Below are 19257 nucleotides of genomic sequence, written 5' to 3' on the forward strand. Positions count from 1 at the left end.
GGCACCCTGGTCACACTGGTAGCTTGCAGCAGCAGTGCGGACGCCTCAGCGGGGCCGCCCCCCAAGCGGCAGCGGCCCCGCCCCGCTGCACCCGTGCCGTGCTTAACGGCCGGTACCGCCGCTTCGCCGACGGCCGCACGAGCCACCCGCTGGACCTCTCACCCCGGTCGCGCTGCTCCGCTCCGAGCCCTACGCCGTGACGTACCGGCGTAGGGCCGCCTCCGTTGGGGGAGACGGCCCTCGCACGCATGAGGCTGCTAGTTGTCCGAGTCCTTGTGCTTGCGCTGGGAGTGGGCGGCGATGCCTCCGGCGACGTTGTTCGGTGCCTTCTGGGTGCCGATGCTGCTGGACCCGCCGCCCCGTGACTGTCCGCGGTCTCCGTGGGCGCTGATGCCGCGCATTACGCCGGCGGAGGCGGATGCCGGGCCGGTCACCGCGCGCGCAGCGCCCCCCGTGGCCTTGGCGGCGGTGCGGGCGACCTTCACCGCGTCGCCGAGCGCCGGGACCTTCCAGACGAGGTAGACGGAGATGCCGAGCGCGATGAGGGTGATGGCCAGCCCGGTGACGACCTTGTTCGTGTCGGGGCTGGTCTGCAGCGCGGAGGCGAGGCCGATCACGATCACGATGATCGGCTCGACCGCGATCAGCGCGAACATGACCCCGGCCCAGCGGCGGGTGTGACCCCACCAGTCACGGTCGACCAGGCCCGCGTAGACGACGACGGAGAACAGCGCGCCGACGTACAGGGCGAGTGCCCGGATGACCAGGAGCAGCCACAGCGCCCCGCACAGGGCGATGGTGGCGAGGGAGACGACCAGCAGCATCAGCGGGCCGCCGCCGACCTTTCCGGCTTCGAGGTCGGCGCCGAGGGAGTCGAACAGTCCGTTCGGGTTGCTGCCGAGCGCGCTGACGAGGACGTCGGTCACCGCCGAGGTAGCCCCGATCACGGTGTAGAGGACCAGCGGGGTGAACGCGGAGGCGGCCACCGCGATCCACAGCAGGCCGATCGCCTCGGAGAGCGCGGTGGTCATCGGTACGCCCCGGACCGCCCGCTTGGCGACGGCGAGCAGCCACAGCACCAGGACGAGGATGGTGGAGGCGGCGAACACGATCGCGTACTGCTTGAGGAAGTTGGCGTTCGTCAGGTCGATGGCCTCGCGGTCGCCGACGAGTTTGCCGAGCTGCTGGGAGGTCCAGTGCGCCGCCTTGGCGGTCGACTTGGCCAGTGCCGTCAGCGGGTCGAGTTCGCCGAGCGGGTCGGCGGGCGTGACCACTCCGCCGACCCCCGTTCCTCCCGAGCCGCTGCCGGGCTCGCACACGTCCCTGACGGGTCCCGTGATGTTGTCGCACGGGTCAGTGGGTGCGTACAGCATCAGGCCCCCGCAGCGGTGGTGATGGTGGACATCAGGGTCCCCCCTTGAATGGTGACGGTCAGTGAAGGGTGCGGCGGGCGTTGCGAAGTTGGACGGCTGTCGTGGCGGCGGCCTGGCCGGCCAGGTGGAGAGCGCCCGCGCTCCGCCGGGTGGCCGGGTCGGCGGGGTCGAGGGCGGCGGCCATCTGCTGGAGCGCGGTGGCCATCGCGTCGGACATGCGCAGCAGGTCCTCGGCGGCCTGGCGCACCGCGTGCGGATGGGCCCACTCGGCGCGGCCCGCGCGTACGTCGTTGACGAGCCGGTCGAGCGAGTCGGCGGCGACCCGGGCGTACTGAGCTGGATTGTGCGCCATCAGCCCTCCAGGCCGGGGGGTCGAATTGATGCGTCTGATGCGTCATCGCAGGTCACCACGTAATTCTGATGCGTCCGGGGCTGACACATCGACGCATCACGGAAACTGCCCGGGACGCATCGCGCCCCGGTTCGACGCATCCCGCCGCACCAGGACGCAACGCTGACACATCGTGGACGCATCACGACAGGGCGCCTTGAATGTCCGCGAGCCGGTAGCCGGCGGGTTTGCCGGGCAGGAAGTCGAGGCGGTGGGTGGCCACCGTCAGACCGGCCGCCTTCAGCTGTGACTGGATCGTCCGCCCGACCATCTGCAGTCGGTTCGTCTTCCCGTCCCACTTGGCCCAGGTAGCCGGGTCGGCGGCGCTCAGGTAGTCGGCGAGCTGCGCGATGGTCAGCACAGGCGGATCACTGTGCGTGGCGAACGCGGCCAGCAGGAGCGCGGCGATAGGCGGCACCGGCGTTTGCCCGGCAGGGGTGCCGGCGGGGGCGGGAGGGGTGAGGAGGGGCAGTCCGGCGGCGATGCGTTCTTGGGCGCGCAGCAGGGCGGTGCCCGGATCGAGGTGGCTGACGTAGCGCAGGACCGGTTCCCGGTGGCGGGGGGTGATGCAGTAGTAGCGGCCGGCGTCGGCGATTTCCCACTCGCCGGGGGAGGGCACCAGGAGGTGGGGGAGCCATCCCTGGGAGACGGCGTCGTCCTGGCCGACGGCCAGAGGGACATCATCCTTGCGGCAGGACATCAGGATGCGGATGCCGAGCGCGTCCCCGATTGCCTGGCCCATGACGCCCTTGGTGGAGTCCGTCGTGCAGATCACCAGTGTCACGCGCGATTTGCGGCCAACGCGAGTCAGTGCGATCGCCAGCTCCTTGCCACGTTCGGTCAGCTCCGGGTACTCGTCGACGAATCCGATGACGGCCGGAGTATCGGCCGTGACGGGCATGTTGTCCTCGGTGGGCCCCAGGGCGGTGATGCGGGCGTCGGCGAGGTCCTTGAGGAATTGCAGCTCCCGTTCGGCGTCCTGAGGGTTGCGGGCGCTGCGGACGGCGCAGCCCGCGAGGGGGCCCAGGCCCCTGCCCTTGGGGTCGATGTCGACGGCGACGGCGTCGTAGCAGGCGGTGGTGTACTCGGCCATGGCCCGGACCATCGACGATTTTCCGCCGCCGGTCCGGGCGACGATCAGGGCGCTTTGGCCGGCCAGCACGATCGGGGTGTGCTCACCGTCCATGGAGACACCGATGGAGAACGCGTCGGTGATCGAGCAGGACTTCGGTGCGCGGACCGGGTAGGCGGGGGGCGCGGCGAACGGGTCCCGGGTCAGGAGCTGGAGGTTGACCCGGGCCGCGTCGTCGGGATCGGCTGCCCGGGCCGTCACCCGGGACCTGCCCACCCGCAGAGTGGTCGCCATCGGTCGGAGCGTGCTCATGAGCTGCTCGGCGGTGCCGGACTCCAGCACGAGCGGCACCTGCCATCCGTAGGCCGTCTCCTGCGGCACACCCACCTCGGCGACCTTTGCCTTCTCCTTCGCCAGGGCCAGCCGTACCGCCTCGCGGGCCTGGCGCGGATCGTGGCCGGCTTCCCGGATCGGGAACGGCTGCGGCTCGGTGTCGGCGGCCAGCTCAGTGTGCGCGGGCACGGTGGGCGGGATGAACAGCAGCTTCGGCACGGGCGGCCGGCGGGGCTGGAGGCTGCGGCCTGCCGCGGCGGCGGCGATCGCGAACGTGGCCAGGGCGAGGAGCGTGACGACCAGGGCGGCGGTCACCGACGCCCACCACAAGCCGGCCCAGAGCGCGCCGAGCGTCAGGAACCATGCGGCGGCGGCCCGGTGGCGCCGGGAGCGGACCTGCCCCCGGCCGACATGCAGCATCGAGGGGGTGATCTCCAGGTGCCGGAATTCCTGCTGGCCCAAGCGCATCTGGAGACTGGCCCACTGCATCATCCGGTACGAGATCACCGGCGAGGCGCCCATGCCGCCCCCGTACCCGCCACCCCCGTACCGGCCCTGCCGGTGGCGCTGGCGCTGCAGGTTCATCTGCATCATCTGCGACTGCCGCTGGAACTTCTGCTGCTCCTTCAGCAGGCCGATGTTCTGCTGCACCTCTGCCTTGTTGCGCTGCTGGAACCTCATCCACGTCCGGTACTGGTCGTTGAGGATGAAGTGCGCGACGTGGGTGTCGCTCCAGTCCTCGGTGCGCCACCAGCGGCCCCACTCCGCCCGCAGATGCGCCGCTCCCGCGCCCAGGCCCCCGCCGGTGCCGCCCGTTCTTGCCACCGCTCTCAGTCCCCCGTGCTCAGATCGTGTTGATCAGGATGTCGCCGACCGTGTTGCCGCTGGTGCGGATCAGGCCGAGGGCCATCCCGACCAGCCCGGCCGAAGCACCCAGCCACACGCCGACCAGGGCGCCGCGGATCAGCGGGCTCTTGAGGTCGTAGCGTCCGGACTTGATCAGCCCCAGGTAGAGGGCGAGCAGGCACAGTCCGGCAATCGCCCCGGACACGCCGACCTTCTCGCCACCGGTCAGCGGCGGGTGCGAGCCGGCCGCCGCGACCGCCCCGGTCGCGTTCTCCAGCGCGTACGTACCGACCCCGTTCCCGAGCGCGGCCGCGGTCCCGCCCATCACCCCGAGGACACCACCGCCCAGGAGCAGCAGGGCGGCGATCGCGACCCCGGCGAAGAAGTGCATCTTCGGGGTGGGGTCCCCGCCCTTCCACCGGCCGATTTGGTAGAAGAGCAGCACCAGGCCCAGCGCGACCGAGCCGATCCCGCCGGCCGCAGCCCCCACGTTGTTCATCGTGCTCACGCTCCAGTCATCCAGTGGATCGCCGCGCGTCCGCCGACACGGAGCAGGGCGATAACGAAACTCCAGGCGGCGACGGCCACCAGCAGGCGCAGCAGGTAGCCGATGTAGGGGGCCTGCCAGGCCCGCACGACCAGGTTGGTCAGCCCCCGGAAAATCGAGGCGACCAGGCTCGCGAAGATCTGCCCGATCGGCAGGACCATCACGGCCAGTCCGACCAGGCCGACCAGCAGCAGCCAGCCCAGCGGCGCGAAAATCCCGTCCTCGGTGACCGAGCGGGTCATCTGGTCGACACCGCTCTGCCCGCGCCACGTCACCAGCAGCGCGATCACCACGGCAGGGACGTTGTACTTCAGGCCCATCCAGCGGAGGTCGAGCCCCCGCCACCCCTGTTCGGCCGGAGTCGAGGGTGGACCGGCAGAGGCGGGCAGGTGGGCGGCGACCGCCTCGCCGATCTGCGCCCCGATCTCCCAGGCCGCCTCCCGGGCCTCCTGGCCCTCGTTCGCCCAGGTGTCCTGCCACTCCTGGCGGACATCCGAGTAGCGCCACCATTCGATGTCCGCCGGATCGTCCGCCGGGTCGGCAGGATCAGGCTCGGACGGGTGCGCGGGGCGCGGCGGCGGAACTTTCGGCGCCGGCGGGTACGGCGCGGACCCGTCTACCGGATCCCATGCGCCCTGGCCATTCGTCATCCGCACCCCCTGACCTCGATCACCTGCCGAATCTACGTCCCCTCCACCGGCCCGACACCGCACTTGTGCAGGTCAACTGGCCTTCACAGGACGCTGATTAGCGGCAGACCGGGAGGAATCGGCCCGGATCGCGCTGAGGAGTTGGCCGGATGACGTCGGGCCGTGGGGTTGACCAGGAGCGGGGGCCAGAACGTCATCGCCTGCTGCCGTACGTCACCGACGTGACGTACGGCGATGCGCCCCAGGAGCGCGTGCTCCTACATGGCGAGACATTCGTGCCCCGGGCGTAGGACCCGGGGCACGAATGATGATCAGCCAGCCCGAGTCTCACCGAGCTGGAGCCCCGAATAGGTGGGGCGGCTCAAGTGGTGCTTCATCTGGCCTACGGGATAGAGCTGCGTGGTCGCCTTGGCGAGCTCCACCCGCCACTCCTGGCCGAATGCTCACGAGCAGGGCCGAATTGCTCACAAAGGACACGATTCGACTGGCAAAGAGGTTGCCCTCCGGACTCGTGACCTTCTCCCACGCCTTGAGCCAGTTCTGGTCTCGGTTCCAGATGCCGCAGCCATGGAGGAAGGCCAGGAGCTGCTTCTCGTCAGCCGGTGTCGTCGTGCGGGCGACGATGCGTCCTATGGTGCTGACCGGTAGGGCGTGGGGGTTGTCACAACGGTCGTGAACCTCGCGGAGGCTGGGTGCGCCGGCCGCCTCGTAGACGTACAGCAGCGCCTGAGCGAGATCGGGTTTGTCGCTGATGAGGTGGACCTGCGGTGCCCGAAGGGTCTTGAGGATTCCCCGTTCCTCGATACGCGCCTTGACGCGCATGTGCTCAAGCGCCCGGATCGTGAGCTGGTCCTCGCCGCAGGCGTTGGCGAACTCCTCGACGACCTTCTGCTTGGGAACCCTGACACCCGCGGCCGCCCTCTTGAGGGTGGCCGCCGAGGTGCTGCACTTCTGTGCCATCTGCTCGTAGGTGAGGCCGCGTCGGTCTCGGACGTCTCGCAGGGCCGTGGCCAGTTCGGCGCGGCGGGGGTGGGTGGTGTCGACCGGTTTCGGCGAGCGTCCCATCGAGGTCTCCCCTTACCGCTGCTTGTCGGCGAGGTCGACCAGGCCGCGGGCGAGGGCCGCACCGAAGGCCTCGACGATGCGGCGGCCTCCGGTGATGACGAGGTTGGCCGACACCCCGATGGCGATACAGCCGGCCAGCAGCTTGAAGATCTCGTCCACGGGGATGTCGCCGACGAGGAAGAGCACGGTGCCGAGCACCGCAAGGGCACCGGGGAGCAGGGTGTGAGCGGAGGTCAGCCGGACCGGGCTCTGACCGGAGTAACCGGTGGTCGCCTGAGGTCGGGGGGAGTTCGGGAGCGGCGTGGAGACGTTTCCGCCCATGGTCTTGTCGGACATGCGAGGCCCTGTCTGTTCTGGAAGGGCGCCGGCACCGAGGTGCCAGCGTCTTCCGCCTACTGGGTGCAACCCGCTCTTTCACCCGGCAGTTGACGCTGCACGGATGTACGGGCAGCCGTAAGTCTTCCAGCACAGAGTGTTAGCGCGGTAATACAGACCGAAGTCGATTAGTCCGATTGTTCTCAGTTGTCGGAATATTGGCTCATCGGCGACCAAGCCCAACCAACCTGTTGGGGGATGCGGTGACTTGGGGGTTGATAGCGCACATTCCGGTGTTCACGGGGCTTGAAAAGGCCCAGGTCGCTCGTGCTGCCCCGGATTGGCTCATCCGCGTGTCAGCCAAAATTGCCGACACACCAGAGTTCACGGCATGGTGTGGAGGAATGCAAACGCCTCCCAGGATTCCTGGGGGCCAGCAGAGCCCTGACCTACTGGGTGCAACCAAATGACCAGGGCATTCTCGGCAACGCCAAGTTGACGCGCGGCGCGCCGAAGGAAGGGCCGACGTCCATGACGTCGGCCCTTCCTCGTTTCTCGGCGACTCCTGCGCCCAACGTCGTGTCGTCCCGCGAGTAGAAGGGGACAGACGTCCGGGTGATCGGCCGCTTCGTCGTCAGGTCGTGAGGTTGACCAGGAGCGGGGCCGCCCGTTCGCCGCGGACCGAGGCCAGCGACAGCACCGCGTGCCCGGGCGGGACGGTGTGCGCCAGGTCGGAGGCGGACCACCGTTCCCGCTCCACCTGCCGCACGGTCACCGCGTCCGTGGTGACGGCCTTGCCGGTCACCAGCTTGCGGAAGGAATGCATGGCGCGGGTCAGCGGCTGGTCGGCGAACACCGTCCGGTGCGTGACGTCCCGTGTCTCCACCCACTCGGTGCCCCAGGCCTCGGCGAACCGCTTCCCGTCCCACGTCGTGACCCCGGCGAACGCCATCCGGCAGCCGACCGCCCCCAGCAGCGGGGTCCGCAGAGCCTCCGGCACGTCGTCCAGGGTGCGCAGGGTCAGCAGGACTCCGGCGTTCGCCGAGCGCAGCCGCTGGACTCCGCGCAGCGTGCCGGCGGTGAGGGTGTGGGAGGCATCGTCGAAGGCGAGGAACGCGAACAGGGAGCGGTCGGCCCGGACGGGCGCGGACGCGTTGAACTGGGCGAGCAGCAGGCGGGCCAGGATCCGGGACGCGTCCGCGTGACCGCGTTCGGGCAGGTCGATCCTCACGCGCAGCGGATGTCCCAGGGCGGCCATGGAGAACGGCCGGCTCTGCCCGCTGGTGTCGAAGAACCGGGCGAACGCCGGACGGTCCAGGAGCGCCACTCGGTCGGCGAGGACGGGGCCGGGGTCGGCGGGGCCGCCGTGCTGGCGCGCCCGCGCGTCCAGCTCGCGCACCATCGTCTGCTGCCCGTCCGTCTCCAGCGTCTGCCGGAGCGTGTCGAGCGGGTCCTTCGCCTGGTCGAGGAGCTCCCGCAGCTCGGGCACGGAAGGGAAGCGGCCGTACGCGGCCTGGAACGGCCCGAGCAACTGGCCCAGGGCGGTTGCGGCCCGGCGTACGTCCATGCCGGGGATGTCGCCCACGAACGCCTCGGCGAGGAGGACGGCGGCCTCGTCCGCGTCCGTGGCCCCGCCGTACAGGTCGAGGTCGTAGACGGAGGCCGGATCACCGATCCGCACGACCACGTCGAACGCGTCGTCGGGCCCGAGCTGGACCCCGGCCGCGGCCACCGCGATGACCGAGGCCTGTCCGGCCAGAGCCTGGAGGGCAAGCGACTCCACCACGGGCCGCACGAGCCGGCCGGTCTTTCCCGTGCCGGAGGGGCCGACCGCGAGCAGGGAGGTACCGAGCACCCCGGGGTCGAGGGCGAATCCCGTCCCGCGGCGCGCGTACGGGGTCCGTTCTCCGGAATCGACGGTGCCGAGGAGCACCTGGCGGGCCAGCAGGTCGTGCCGGGCCGCCCGCACCGGCAGATCCCGCGCCCCGGACGGATGCACACATGCCCCGGCGCCCTTGTCCCGCACGGATCCCTCGAAGGGCCGCAGCCGGGCCGGGTCGGTACGCACGCTCTCCCAGGCCCGGCGGATGCGGACGTAGTCCACGTCGTTCATCCGCCCGGCCTCGGCCTCGCGCGCCAGGTACTCGGCCGCCGCCTCAAGGCCGGCGCTCCGCAACTGCGGCCAGCCCGCCAGGGCCTCACCGTCTCCGGGGGCCGCGGGGACTGCCGCCACCGTTGCGGGGGCGGTGCGGCGCACGATCCGGCGCAGGAGCTCGGGCCACCGCCCGAGCCGGCCGAATCCCACGGTGAGGCCGATGGCGACGATGGAATACCAGATCCACCCGGCCACCACGAAGGACTGCGTGCCGCGCCAGGAGTCGGGGGTGAACATCAGCAACGGCCAGATCCAGAACGTGCCCAGGTAGCCGTTCCACAGCAGGGACCACAGCATCACGCCGGCCAGCAGCGAGAGCGAGGCACCGCTGATCAGCTGCCGGGTGGGAGTCACCTCGGGCTCCTCGGCCGCGCGCGGCACATGCCCGTAGCGCCACACCCCGACTTCGGCTGGGGGCCGGATCACCCGAAGCCAGTCGGCGAGCGTGGGGCCGACGCTCGGAGCCCGGGATGGCGGAGGAATCGACACACCACCGCCCGGCGGCGAGGCCGGCCTCGGCGGCGGTCCCGCAGGGCGCGGGACCTGCTGCGAAGTGTCGTGAATGCCGTCGGCGTCCATAGCCCCCCTGCCAGTTGCTGTGCAGTCGCTCAATGTAGTGGCCGCTTCGACCACCGGGTCTCGGCGAGCAGAGGGTGGGTCAGCTTGCGGCCGGGTCGGTACCGACGCCGAGAGGCCTTCGGCCGTCGGAAGGCGGCTGCTCTCCGGCCGGCTCCTGGGCGGGCGGGCCGGCCGCCGTGCCCTCGGCGGCGAGGCGGGCCCGGCGCGCAGCCGTGGGCTGCGCTGGGGGAGTAGCAGGGCGGGGGCCGGTGCCCAGCGGGCGACGCTCGATCATCCGCCCAGTCTCCCTGCCCTCCTTCCGCCCCGGGCGGACCAGGGCGGATTTCCGCCGACGGCACGTCAGCTCAGGCGCATACAGACATGCGGAGTCAGGTGCTTCGACACCCACCCCCGTCGTCCCCCACTTCAGCCCCGTCTCGGAATCCCCCTCCAGCTCCACCTGATGAACCCCGCTCGCTCCTGAAGGATCTGGACGCTGTCCTTCGGCGTGAGCAGCCCGATCGCCGTATGCCGACTACTCCGGCCCGTCCTCAACTTGAGATTGGACGGGTAGTACAGCAGGAGTTTCAGGCGGCCGCCGGAGCAACTGTCGGTGCGGCCACGCTCCGATCACCGAGACAGGGCAGAACGGTCAGTGCGAGCAGGGCCGTGGCGGAGAGTGGCTTTGTACGCGAGAGCGGGGTTCTGGCAGAGCTCTTGGGGAGCGGTCGCGGAGGGTCACCGGGGCAACAGCATGAGTTGGGTCAGCTCGTAGGGCGGTTTGCCGGGACAGTCGAAATTTCCGGGCACTCTCGCGAGCCGTGCTGGCATCGTATGAATCATGGCAGCGATAGACGACACATCCGAACCCGGCAGCCCTGTCCGCAGCGCTTATCCGTCCCTGGTGGAGGCAGCGTGGCTGTATCAGGCGGATCAGGTGTGTCCGGAAGACCTGCCGATGACCGCTGCCCAGGCACTCGCAATGGGAATGGACACGCCGACCCTGTGCGAGCTCGCCGGTCTGCCGCGTCATGCAGACCCTCGGGGCATCCGTGACACATTCGAGCAGGCTCTTGAAGAACTGGGGATCACCCTGCCCGAGCACCACGTGGCCCGACGATACGCACTGCGCAGGCTGGCCGCGCGATTCAGCGCCGGGGAGGTGGATCTTGCCGAGTTGGCATCGGACGAGTGGTCGCAGATGGAGGTTGAGACCGCCGAGGAACAAGCATTCGTGGCGCTACTCCCGCCATGCGCGTGCTGCATCGAGTACACGCTGGGGCTCGACGAGGCGGTATGGAAAGCGCAACTGCAGATCGCGGCCTGTGCCTTGGTCTCACATCCCAGTGTCGAGCCGCGCTTCTGACGAGTGGGGTCAGAAGGCGCCGGTGGAGGGTGCCAGCAGCCCCCTCCACCGGTTTCGCTACGCCATGAGTTTGTGTACGGCGAGCACCGTCGCGCCTGCGGCACCGAGCCCGGGCAGCGAGCCTGCCAGGCTCAGGACGAGGGCGCCCGCCAGGACGCCGGCGAGCAGGATGATCGCCCAGCGCTGGGGCAGGGGCTGGGGGCTATTGGAATACCCGCCGCCGAGACTCTATTCGGACCGCGCTCGTTCCAGGTTCGCCTGCACCACCGAAGTCATCGGATGGCCCGGGCTCAGTACGCGCTCGGTGTCTTCCAGGGTGCGCTCGTACAGTGGCACCGCCCTGTCCAGGTCTCCCGCCGACTCGTACGCGTACGCGAGGTTGTTCCGGGAGGCCAGCGTGTCGGGGTGGTCTGCTCCCAGCACCCGCTCGGTGTCGTCCAGGGTGCGCTCGAACAGTGGCACCGCCCGGCCCAGGTCCCCCGCCGACTCGTACGCGTACGCGAGGTTGTTGCGGGAGGTCAGCGTGTCGGGATGGTCGGTTCCCAGCACCCGCTCGGTGTCTTCCAGGGTGCGCTCATAGAGCGACATCGCCCGGCCCAGATCGCCCGCCGACTCGTACGCGCCCGCAAGGTTGTTCCGGGAGATCAGCGTGTCGGGATGGTCTGCTCCCAGCACCCGCTCCCGGTCTTCCAGGGTGCGCTCATAGAGCGACATCGCCCGGCCCAGGTCCCCCGCCGACTCGTACGCGCCCGCAAGGTTGTTCCGGGAGATCAGCGTGTCGGGGTGGTCTGCTCCCAGCACCCGCTCCCGGTCTTCCAGGGTGCGCTCGAACAGTGGCACCGCCCGGCCCAGGTCCCCCGCCGACTTGTACGCGTACGCGAGGTTGTTGCGGGAGATCAGCGTGTCGGGGTGGTCTGCTCCCAGCACCCGCTCCCGGTCTTCCAGGGTGCGCTCGAACAGTGACATAGCCCGGCCCAGGTCCCCCGCCGACTCGTACGCGTACGCGAGGTTGTTGCGGGAGGCCAGCGTGTTGGGGTGGTCGGTTCCCAGCACCCGCTCCTGGGTGGCAAGGGCGCGTTGGAAGGCTGGGATGGCGGGGGAAAGTGCGCCTTGTCCTTGTTGGTAGGAGGCGGCGCGGTCGAGGGCGTTGGCAGTGTCGGCGGTGTCGTGGTCAGGGGTGTGGTGGCGGGTGAGGGCGTCAGTGTGCGGGAGGAGGGCCCGGCACCGGGGCCACTGTGCGGGCTGGTCGAAATCGGTGGGGAAGGCGTCTGCGAGGAGGGTGGCGGCCTGATTGCGGGCGTGGTCGATGGTGTCGGGGTGGCGGTGGGGGTCGTTGGGTTCGGGGGTGCGGGCGAGGGCCTGGACGAGGCGGTGCACGGTCAGGGTGCCGTCGTGGTTGTCGCTGACCATGCTGTAGGCAACGAGTCTGCCGATCGCCTCATCGAGTTCGGGTGGTTCGGCGGCGCCGTCCAGCAGATCGCGGGGGATACCAGTGGGGGCGTACCAGGCCAGGATCCGCAGGAGGTCTCCGGCGAGCGGGGTGTCGGCCAGGCGGTCGAGGGTCAGGTGCCAGATCCTGGCGACGGTGCGTTCGGAGTTTCTGCCTTCGGAGGTTTTGGCGAACATCTTGGCGGGCCACTGGGCCAGCCTGTCGAGGTAGGCGCGGGGGCCGATGCCGGTCTCGGCGCAGTACGCGGCGGCCTGCTCGACAGCGAGGGCAAGGTGCCCCAACTCCGCACACACCGCGTCGGCGCCGTCAGTGTCACGCGGGCCGTGGTGGCTCAGGATGCGGGTGAACAGGGCCACGGACTCGGCCGGCTCGAAGACGTCCAGGCGGATGGTGGCGGCGTGGCGGTGCCAGCCGGTCGCGCGGCGGGTGGTGACCAGGACCTGGCCATGGCTCGCGACCCGGTCGACAAGCATGTCGACATCGTCGACCCGGTCGACGTTGTCCAGGATGATCAGCCAGTCGTCGTGCGTGGCAAGCCACTGCACCGCGCGCTCGGTCTGGAGGCCGGCGGGCAGCTCGCCCAGCCCGGGCTGAAGCCTGCGGGCCAGGGACGCCAGCCCGGCGTCGACCGCGTCCGGGCTGTCCGCGGTGATCCACCACCGCACCCGCGCGGTCGCACGGTCCGCGGCCCAGTAGGCGGCCAGCACAGACTTGCCCACCCCGCCCAGCCCGTGGACGGCATGCAGCACCACCCCGCCCGCACCGCCGGCGAATGCCGCGTCCAACGCGTCCAACGCCGCGCCGCGGCCGATGAACCCCGTCTCTGCCCGGATGTTCGACACCCCATGCGCCGCGGCGTCCGAGGGGATCGGCGCGTACGCCTCGGCCGGCAGCGCCCGCTCGGCGTTCACCACCACCGAGTTGACCACATCGAGGCCTGCCGCGATCGACCCCCGGGTGGCCTTCACTTTCGGGGGCATCGGGACGACGGCGCCCGGCGAGTCGGCGGCGCGCCGCCGCCACGGGAGCTTCACGGGCCCTGGTGGGCGCTGGCCCCGTCGACGTCCCCGCCCGCCGCGACCGAACCGCCGCTCGCGGAGACCCCCGGCCCGCCCGCCGCCGCACCCGCACCAGTACCTGTACCAGGCGCGGTGTCACGTGCCTGCGCGTTGCGGACGTTCCCGCCCGCCGCGACCGACCCGCCATCCGCGACCACCGGCGCCGACGTGGGTGCGGGTGGCGTGCTCCTCGCGGCCTGTGAGGTGAGCCTGAGCTGCCGCAGCGCGACACCCAGCGCGGCGATGCCGGCAACGGCCCCGGCGATGCCCCAGCCCTGAGCGGCCCCTTCCGGGTGCCCGACCGACACCCACACCACCAACACGACCGCCGCGACAACCCCGACGGCCGCCAATCCCCACCAGCACACCCTCAGCCACCCTGTCATGGCTCCATGCTCACCCACACAGCGTGATCAAATCCTGAGTTCCACCACAGGGGAGTCGCCAACCACGGACGTGCCGGGAGGGCCCACCGAATCCCACGTCTACGAGATACGCCGATCCGTTCATCCATGCCGGGCCACCCAACCCCGGCGATACCAGCGGGGAACAGAAACAGCTACTACGTAACTAAACGACTCCCGTTCTCCTGTACAGAGCCACGGAGAGAGTTCGTTGCGTGCCCGCACAAGCCGCCGTGGACCCAGGCGTCACGGGCCGCCTGCCGCGATCCCCTGCCCGTGTCCGGCCACCCCGCTCGGTGTGCCGCTGCGGCTTACCACGGGAACAAGAACGATCTTGGTGGAAGCCGGGAGCGGCCCAATACCTCACTCCACAGTCCCATTCAAGGATTTCCGGTGAGCCTCCCACAGAGCCGGCCCCGCGCTTCACAACGCCGGGAACTCGCAGCCCCACGCTATTGAATGGCGGGCTGCTTGGCCGAAGTGTGCAGGTCGGAGCGAGGCTGCGCTGCTAACCCCCAGCCACCGCACTCTGCTCCCACCGCAGCCCGGGACCTAAAGGGCTGTGCACTCCCATGCTCCGCGCACCGCATGCCGGCCCGGCATGTCCGATGAAGGGAACTCCGCATGTCCTCGCTCGTCCTGGTCGTCCTGCTGCTCTTGGCCCTCGTGACTGTGCTGGTGGGCGGAGGCCTGGCATACGTGACGTACCGCCACCCGGCCGCGGCCACACCGGTTCTGGCTGCGACGGGCGGCGCGATGCTGGTGGTGGCCTGTGTGGCCGCCATCGCCAGCCGGTGAAACCGGCGCCGCAAGGTGCGGAAACGAGGAAGCCCGGGGTCAGTTTCCCGCGAGCAGGTGTTCTTGCCGGGCCTGGACCAGGCCGCGCCATGCGGATCGGACGTCGTCTTCGCTGTTGGCCCAACGTGTGGTCGAGGGCTCCGGGAGGGGCAGGCCGGCCATGAAGTAGGCGACGTCGGTGAAATAGGCGAAGTCGCCGGTGGCGGTGAGCGCGCGCAGCCGCCCGATGGCGGCGGCCAGGCCGTGGTCCTCGCCGCGGACGGCGTGGTGGAAGGCCAGGGCGAGCTCGACGAACCGGTGGAGGAAGGGGAGCCCTGCGGCCTCGATATCGGTCCGCAGGTTCTGGGCACGGGCGGTGACGTCGCCGCTTCCGGCGTCCTTGATCAGGGCGACGATCTGGGCGAGGAGGGTGTTGGAGCGTTGGTCGAGGCCGTCGAGGAGCTGGTGGGCGAGGGCGAGTTCGCTGTCGGCCCGTACGGGGTCGGCGAAGGAGAGGGCGAGGGCGAGGCGGACCTGCATCATGGCGCGCTCACCGGCCGCGCCGTGCTGTTCGGCTTCGGCGCGGCCGGCCTCGAAGGCGGCGACTGCGGCCGCGGTGTCGGCGTGGGACCAGCGGATGTCGCCCAGGACGCGGTGATGGCGGCCTTTCCAGCCCAGGGTGGGGACGGCGGCCAGGGCGGTGGGGAAGTCGCCGGCGAGACGGGCCAGGTTGGCGAGTGCTCGGCGGGCCTTGGGGGCGAGGCGGCCATCGGCGTCGGCGACCTGCTGCATCCCGGTGCGGGCGGCGTTGTTCTGGCTGAGGTCCTTGTGGGCCTTTGCCCGGTAGTAGAGGGCCATCTCGGTCAGCTCGGCGGGCAGCAGGCCGGTGTCCAGGACTGCGGTGAGGCGGTCGGCGGTGAGCTGGCGGTGCTCGCCCTGGCGGCGGGCGATCGCGGTGAGGAGCTCGGCCACGGCATCGGCGGGGGTGTCCGCGGCCTCAGTGGTGGCTGCGGGCAGGGCGAGGGGTTCCCAGACGGAGTCGTCGGTGTAGACGAAGGCGGCCTCGATGAGCCAGCCCAGGCCGGCCAGGCCGTGGTCGCGGGCCAGGCGCAGGCCCTGCCGCAGGCAGGCCACCAGCAGCATGCGGCTGGGGGCGAAGGCGGCCGACTTCATCCACTGGTCGCCGAGGGCGGCCAGGGCGCGGGTGGCGGCCTGATGCCAGTCGGCGGGTGTCCAGCGGTCGTCGCTGTGCTCGTCGTCGCGTACGGCGCTGCGGATCGCGCGGTGCAGGTGGTAGGGCCACAGCGCGTAGGGGTTCTCGGTGACCAGCGGCCGTTCGGTCAGGCGCCGGGCCGGGGCCTGCTGGGTGAGGCCGGCGGTCCGGGTGGCCAGGTCGAGGTCGAAGGCGTCCAGCAGGGACACGCTGCGCAGCAGGTGCCGTTCCTCGGGGGTCAGGTCGGAGAGGGTGCGGGCGAGGAGGGCGGGGAAGGTGCAGTCGAAGTCGGCTGGGGTGGGGGTGCGGCCGGTGCGGCGGATCTCCAGGAATCGGCTGACGGCGAGGTCCAGGTGGAGTGGTAGGCCGTGGGAGCGGGCGGTGATCGCGGCGCGGATGTCGGCGTCGATGAGGGGCTGCTCGTCGAGGGTGAGGCGGCGGGCGAGGTGGTCGTCGCAGTCCTCGGGGGACAGGTCACCGATCAGATGCTGGCGGCCTGCGTGTGCGGCCGTCCTCGGTTGCGGCACCGCGGCAGAGGAGAGGGCCAGGCCGGGCCAGGCGGCGGGCCCCGTCCAGTCGAGCTGACCGTGCAGCGCGGGATCGGCCCACGGCAGGCGGCTGCGGCCGCCGATGACGAAGAGGGTGTTCGGCATGAGCCAGACCAGGCGCTGCAGCAGCCGTTCGAAGTCGCGGTGGCGGTCGCCGGTGTCCTCGAAGGTGTCCAGCAGGACCACGGGGGTGAGCCGCTTCTTCGCGGGCAGCTGGTTCAGGTCCCAGGCGAGCAGGTGCGGATAGTAGGACAGTGCCTCCAGGTCCGGGGTGGCTTCCAGCAGGGCTGCGGTCCGTGTGGCGCCGGCCAGGGCCTGGGCGCGTTCCTGGCGTTCGCGCAGCGCCTGGACGAGGGCCGAGGTGAGCTGTCCGGCCGCGGAGCCGACCAGGCCTGGCAGTGCCAGGGCGGCGGCGACTTCGCCGACTCCGGCCTGCAGCTGCTGCGGCAGCATCTCGGCGAAGCGGCCCGTCAGCCCGGTCCGCCGTACGTACTCGTCCAGCGGCTCACCGGGGTGGACGTGCTCCCAGTAGTGGCGCAAGGCCACGTCGAAGGAGGGCAGCGTGCGGCCGAGTGCCCCGGCGAGCGCGAGGCGGATCGTCAGGATGACCCGCTCGAAGTCGGAGCCGGTCGAGGCGGAGCGGGCCAGGTCGATGCGGATGGGCAGGAGCTGCTGAGTCCAGGTGGGTGCGCCCCACTGGTCGGGGCGGTTCTCGGCGGCACTCAGTGCGGCTTCGATCTTGCGGAGCAGGGTGGACTTGCCGACACCGCCCACGCCGTGAAAGACGATCACGTTGGTGCGTGGCGCTTCGAGGTCTTCCACGTCGAAGCCCGGGACGCTGGCGCGGCGCAGGTGCTCATCCAGCGCGGAGGCGACCAGGGCCCACTGGTGCTGTCGGTCGGTGAACGCCTCCGCGGCGTCGAACGCCGGGTTGTTGGAGCTGAACAGCGCACGCAGGTCGGCCATGGTCCCCCCACAGGTGATCGTCTGAACCCCAATCTATGCCGCGCGATTGCCGGTAGCGGGCGCTCCGTCGGGCACGTCTGGTGGATGCTGGTGGTGGACGGAATATCGGCCCCGGCCGACAATGATCCTTTTGTGGTCTACCCGTGAAGAGGTTGGTTCCCGTGCACGATCCGGTACCCGCGTCCGGCTCCCCCGAGCCGGCCGACATGGTCGCCTACCAGAGCGCCTCCGACACGTTGACGCAGGTGATCGCGTGGTACACCCGGCAGGTCCTGGCCGAGCGCCGCTTGCCCGTCCCTGACGCCGAGCAGCTCGACCGTCTGATCGCCGAGCAGGGGGAGTGCGTACGGGACCGGGCGCGACTGCAGGACGCCGCACCCGCTGAGGTTGCCCGCCTCTCGGCGCTCTACGCGGCCCGGCTGAACGAGCTGGAGGCCACCGGCCCGTAGCAATCGGCGCTCTCGCGGGCCAGGGGGAGGGCGGCCACGGCGGCGGATCCGGGGAGCCTCCGGGGCTGGAGGCGGGCGGGCATCAGCGACCGTGCCAGGCGGGCGATCTGCTCCATGTCGTGGCGATAGTGCGGGAGCTCGGCCCGCAGGCGCCGCTGAATGGCCCAGAACCGGTCCGCTTCCTGGGGCGTGTAGAGGCGGTTCTGTTCGGCAACCAGGGTGGCTGCCCCGCCGGCAGACCGTGACCAGGCGCCCTGAGCGGTGCGGTCGTTGCGGTAGAGGACGGTGCCGTCGCGCCCCCACACCATGATCGAATCGGCCACCCCCGCCTGCTCAGCCGCGGCCACCGTGTCGGCGAGCACCGCGAAGTGGCGGTCGTGCCCCTGAGCGGTGGTGAAACGGCCACGACCGCCCAGCCGGTTCACGTCGGCGCAGCGCACCGCAGTGCCCTGCCGGGAATCCGCCGCCCGCACGGCCAGCACCACCAGCTCCACCCGATAGCCCGCCCGCCGGTAGAGCATCGCGCTCTCCACGAAGGCGGCCGCGCTGCCAGGCGCGATCTCGATCGTCACATCCCCGCGCCGCTCCCGCACGCACGCCTCGGCCATCGCCTGCCAGGCCCGGTAGTCCGCCCGGATCCGTTCGCCGGCAGTACGGGGCTCCTCGCGCAGCAGGTCGTAGTAGTCCGGGTGCATCGCTTTGAAGTCGTCACCGCTGATCTTGGCGGGCCGACCGCGCAGCGCCCGGCGCAGCATCCAGGCCTGGCTTGTCTTGCCGGAACCGGGCTGGCCCATCACGTACACCGCGACCGGCCGTTCCTGCGGTGTGATGCCCTCCAGGAGAACTGGGGAGATCAGCGTGTCGAAGATCCAGCGATGTTCCTCGGCGGAGAGCCGGTGGTAGTCGACACCCGGCGCATCCCGGCGGGCCTGCGCACCGCGCCGCAGCGGCTCGGCAAGGGCGGCGGCACGCTCGCCGTCGCGCCGCACCGCCAGCGCCCAGTCCTCCGGCAGCCGCGAGTCATACGCACGCCGGTCGGCATCGGCGAGCTGGCGGCGGAAGACGCCGGTCTCCGCCGCGTTCCACGGACGTAACCGCTCGCCCAGCAGCGCCTCGCGCGCACCGGTCGGCTGGCGCCAGTCGCCTTGGGGCGTGAGTTCGTTGGCGTACAGGACTTCCCCGGCGCGGCGGACGACGACGACCCGGTCGGCCAAGCGCCCGGCCTCGACGTCCGCGAGGGCGACGGGCAGTGCGGCCGCGCACGCGTCGTGGTTGCCCCACCCCACGTACCGGGCCCGGCCCTTCTCGGCGAGACGCAGGTATCGGTCCAGCACACCCAGCTGTGAGACGGCCTCCGGTACGGCCAGGGCCACGACCTCGATCCGGTAGCCGGCCCTGCGGTAGGCCGCCAGTTTGGCCAGCCATTCGGCCGGGTCGGCCAGGGCTTCCTCCGCCACCACGTCGAACCGACGACCGCGGGCGTGGGCTTCTACCTCGGCCTGCCAGCGGTAGGTCTCCGGTCGCACCCGCACCCCGGCCGTCCGGACGTCCTCGGCCAGGAAGTTCTCGTAATTCGGGTGGACGGCTTTGTAGGTGTCACGGTCCACCCGCACCGCACCGCCGCGCTGTTCAAGGGCGGCGTGAACCAGGTCCATCACGAGCGTCTTTCCGCTACCGGCCTGCCCTGCCACGAACACCACCACCGGGTGCTCCTGCGTCAC

Annotated in this window: 15 protein-coding genes; 3 read left to right on the forward strand and 12 right to left on the reverse strand. The window is 70.9% G+C overall.

Translation table 11 applies throughout. The features are described 5' to 3' along the window. Positions 1 to 257 precede the first annotated feature (257 nt). From ACWGIU_RS05810 to ACWGIU_RS05845, 8 genes are all read right to left on the reverse strand, one after another. Positions 258 to 1373: a hypothetical protein gene (locus tag ACWGIU_RS05810; protein ID WP_453702796.1), complete on the reverse strand. Its 1116-nt coding sequence runs from the start codon at positions 1371 to 1373 to the stop codon at positions 258 to 260. 58 nt (positions 1374 to 1431) lie between these two features. Next, entirely contained in the window at positions 1432 to 1725 is a 294-nt protein-coding gene (locus ACWGIU_RS05815) for a hypothetical protein (protein ID WP_453702797.1), read from the reverse strand. A gap of 181 nt (positions 1726 to 1906) precedes the next feature. Further along, a complete protein-coding gene (locus ACWGIU_RS05820) occupies positions 1907 to 3994 on the reverse strand; it encodes a hypothetical protein (RefSeq protein WP_453702799.1) in 2088 nt (695 codons plus the stop codon). Positions 3995 to 4013: 19 nt separating this feature from the next. Beyond that, the gene (locus tag ACWGIU_RS05825; RefSeq protein ID WP_453702801.1) at positions 4014 to 4523 is read right to left on the reverse strand and encodes a hypothetical protein; all 510 of its coding nucleotides are present in this window, start codon (positions 4521 to 4523) and stop codon (positions 4014 to 4016) included. Next, positions 4520 to 5212 carry a hypothetical protein gene (locus ACWGIU_RS05830; RefSeq protein WP_453702803.1) on the reverse strand — a complete coding sequence of 231 codons (693 nt, stop codon included), beginning with the start codon at positions 5210 to 5212 and terminating at the stop codon, positions 4520 to 4522. The genes ACWGIU_RS05825 and ACWGIU_RS05830 overlap by 4 nt, the downstream gene beginning before the upstream one ends. A gap of 327 nt (positions 5213 to 5539) precedes the next feature. Next, positions 5540 to 6277 (reverse strand): helix-turn-helix domain-containing protein, encoded by a 738-nt coding sequence (locus tag ACWGIU_RS05835; RefSeq protein ID WP_453702805.1) that lies wholly within the window; start codon positions 6275 to 6277, stop codon positions 5540 to 5542. Between the two features lie 12 nt (positions 6278 to 6289). After that, a complete protein-coding gene (locus ACWGIU_RS05840) occupies positions 6290 to 6613 on the reverse strand; it encodes a hypothetical protein (RefSeq protein WP_453702807.1) in 324 nt (107 codons plus the stop codon). 613 nt (positions 6614 to 7226) lie between these two features. Then, the gene (locus ACWGIU_RS05845) at positions 7227 to 9326 is read right to left on the reverse strand and encodes an ATP-binding protein (RefSeq protein WP_453702809.1); all 2100 of its coding nucleotides are present in this window, start codon (positions 9324 to 9326) and stop codon (positions 7227 to 7229) included. Between the two features lie 820 nt (positions 9327 to 10146). Between ACWGIU_RS05845 and ACWGIU_RS05850 the strand changes: the two genes are divergently transcribed. After that, positions 10147 to 10671 (forward strand): hypothetical protein, encoded by a 525-nt coding sequence (locus tag ACWGIU_RS05850; protein WP_453702811.1) that lies wholly within the window; start codon positions 10147 to 10149, stop codon positions 10669 to 10671. A 228-nt stretch (positions 10672 to 10899) separates the two neighbouring features. Here the strand turns inward: ACWGIU_RS05850 and ACWGIU_RS05855 are convergent, their stop codons facing one another. Then, positions 10900 to 13101 carry a tetratricopeptide repeat protein gene (locus tag ACWGIU_RS05855; RefSeq protein WP_453702813.1) on the reverse strand — a complete coding sequence of 734 codons (2202 nt, stop codon included), beginning with the start codon at positions 13099 to 13101 and terminating at the stop codon, positions 10900 to 10902. Between the two features lie 50 nt (positions 13102 to 13151). Next, entirely contained in the window at positions 13152 to 13565 is a 414-nt protein-coding gene (locus ACWGIU_RS05860; protein ID WP_453702814.1) for a hypothetical protein, read from the reverse strand. Positions 13566 to 14207: 642 nt separating this feature from the next. On the opposite strand from ACWGIU_RS05860, the gene ACWGIU_RS05865 reads away from it, so the two are divergent. Continuing rightward, positions 14208 to 14381: a hypothetical protein gene (locus ACWGIU_RS05865; protein ID WP_453702816.1), complete on the forward strand. Its 174-nt coding sequence runs from the start codon at positions 14208 to 14210 to the stop codon at positions 14379 to 14381. A gap of 39 nt (positions 14382 to 14420) precedes the next feature. Here the strand turns inward: ACWGIU_RS05865 and ACWGIU_RS05870 are convergent, their stop codons facing one another. Further along, positions 14421 to 17087, reverse strand: a complete 2667-nt coding sequence (locus tag ACWGIU_RS05870) for an ATP/GTP-binding protein (protein WP_453702818.1) — start codon at positions 17085 to 17087, stop codon at positions 14421 to 14423. Positions 17088 to 17248: 161 nt separating this feature from the next. Between ACWGIU_RS05870 and ACWGIU_RS05875 the strand changes: the two genes are divergently transcribed. Then, positions 17249 to 17536, forward strand: coding sequence for a hypothetical protein (locus tag ACWGIU_RS05875; protein ID WP_453702820.1), 288 nt, complete (start codon positions 17249 to 17251; stop codon positions 17534 to 17536). Here ACWGIU_RS05875 and ACWGIU_RS05880 read toward each other — a convergent pair. Continuing rightward, positions 17494 to 19257: zeta toxin family protein (locus ACWGIU_RS05880; protein WP_453702822.1), on the reverse strand; the 1764-nt coding region annotated here is incomplete at its 5' end. The two genes, ACWGIU_RS05875 and ACWGIU_RS05880, sit on opposite strands and share 43 nt — an antisense overlap.

The organism is Streptomyces sp. NPDC054840 (genome assembly GCF_053611065.1).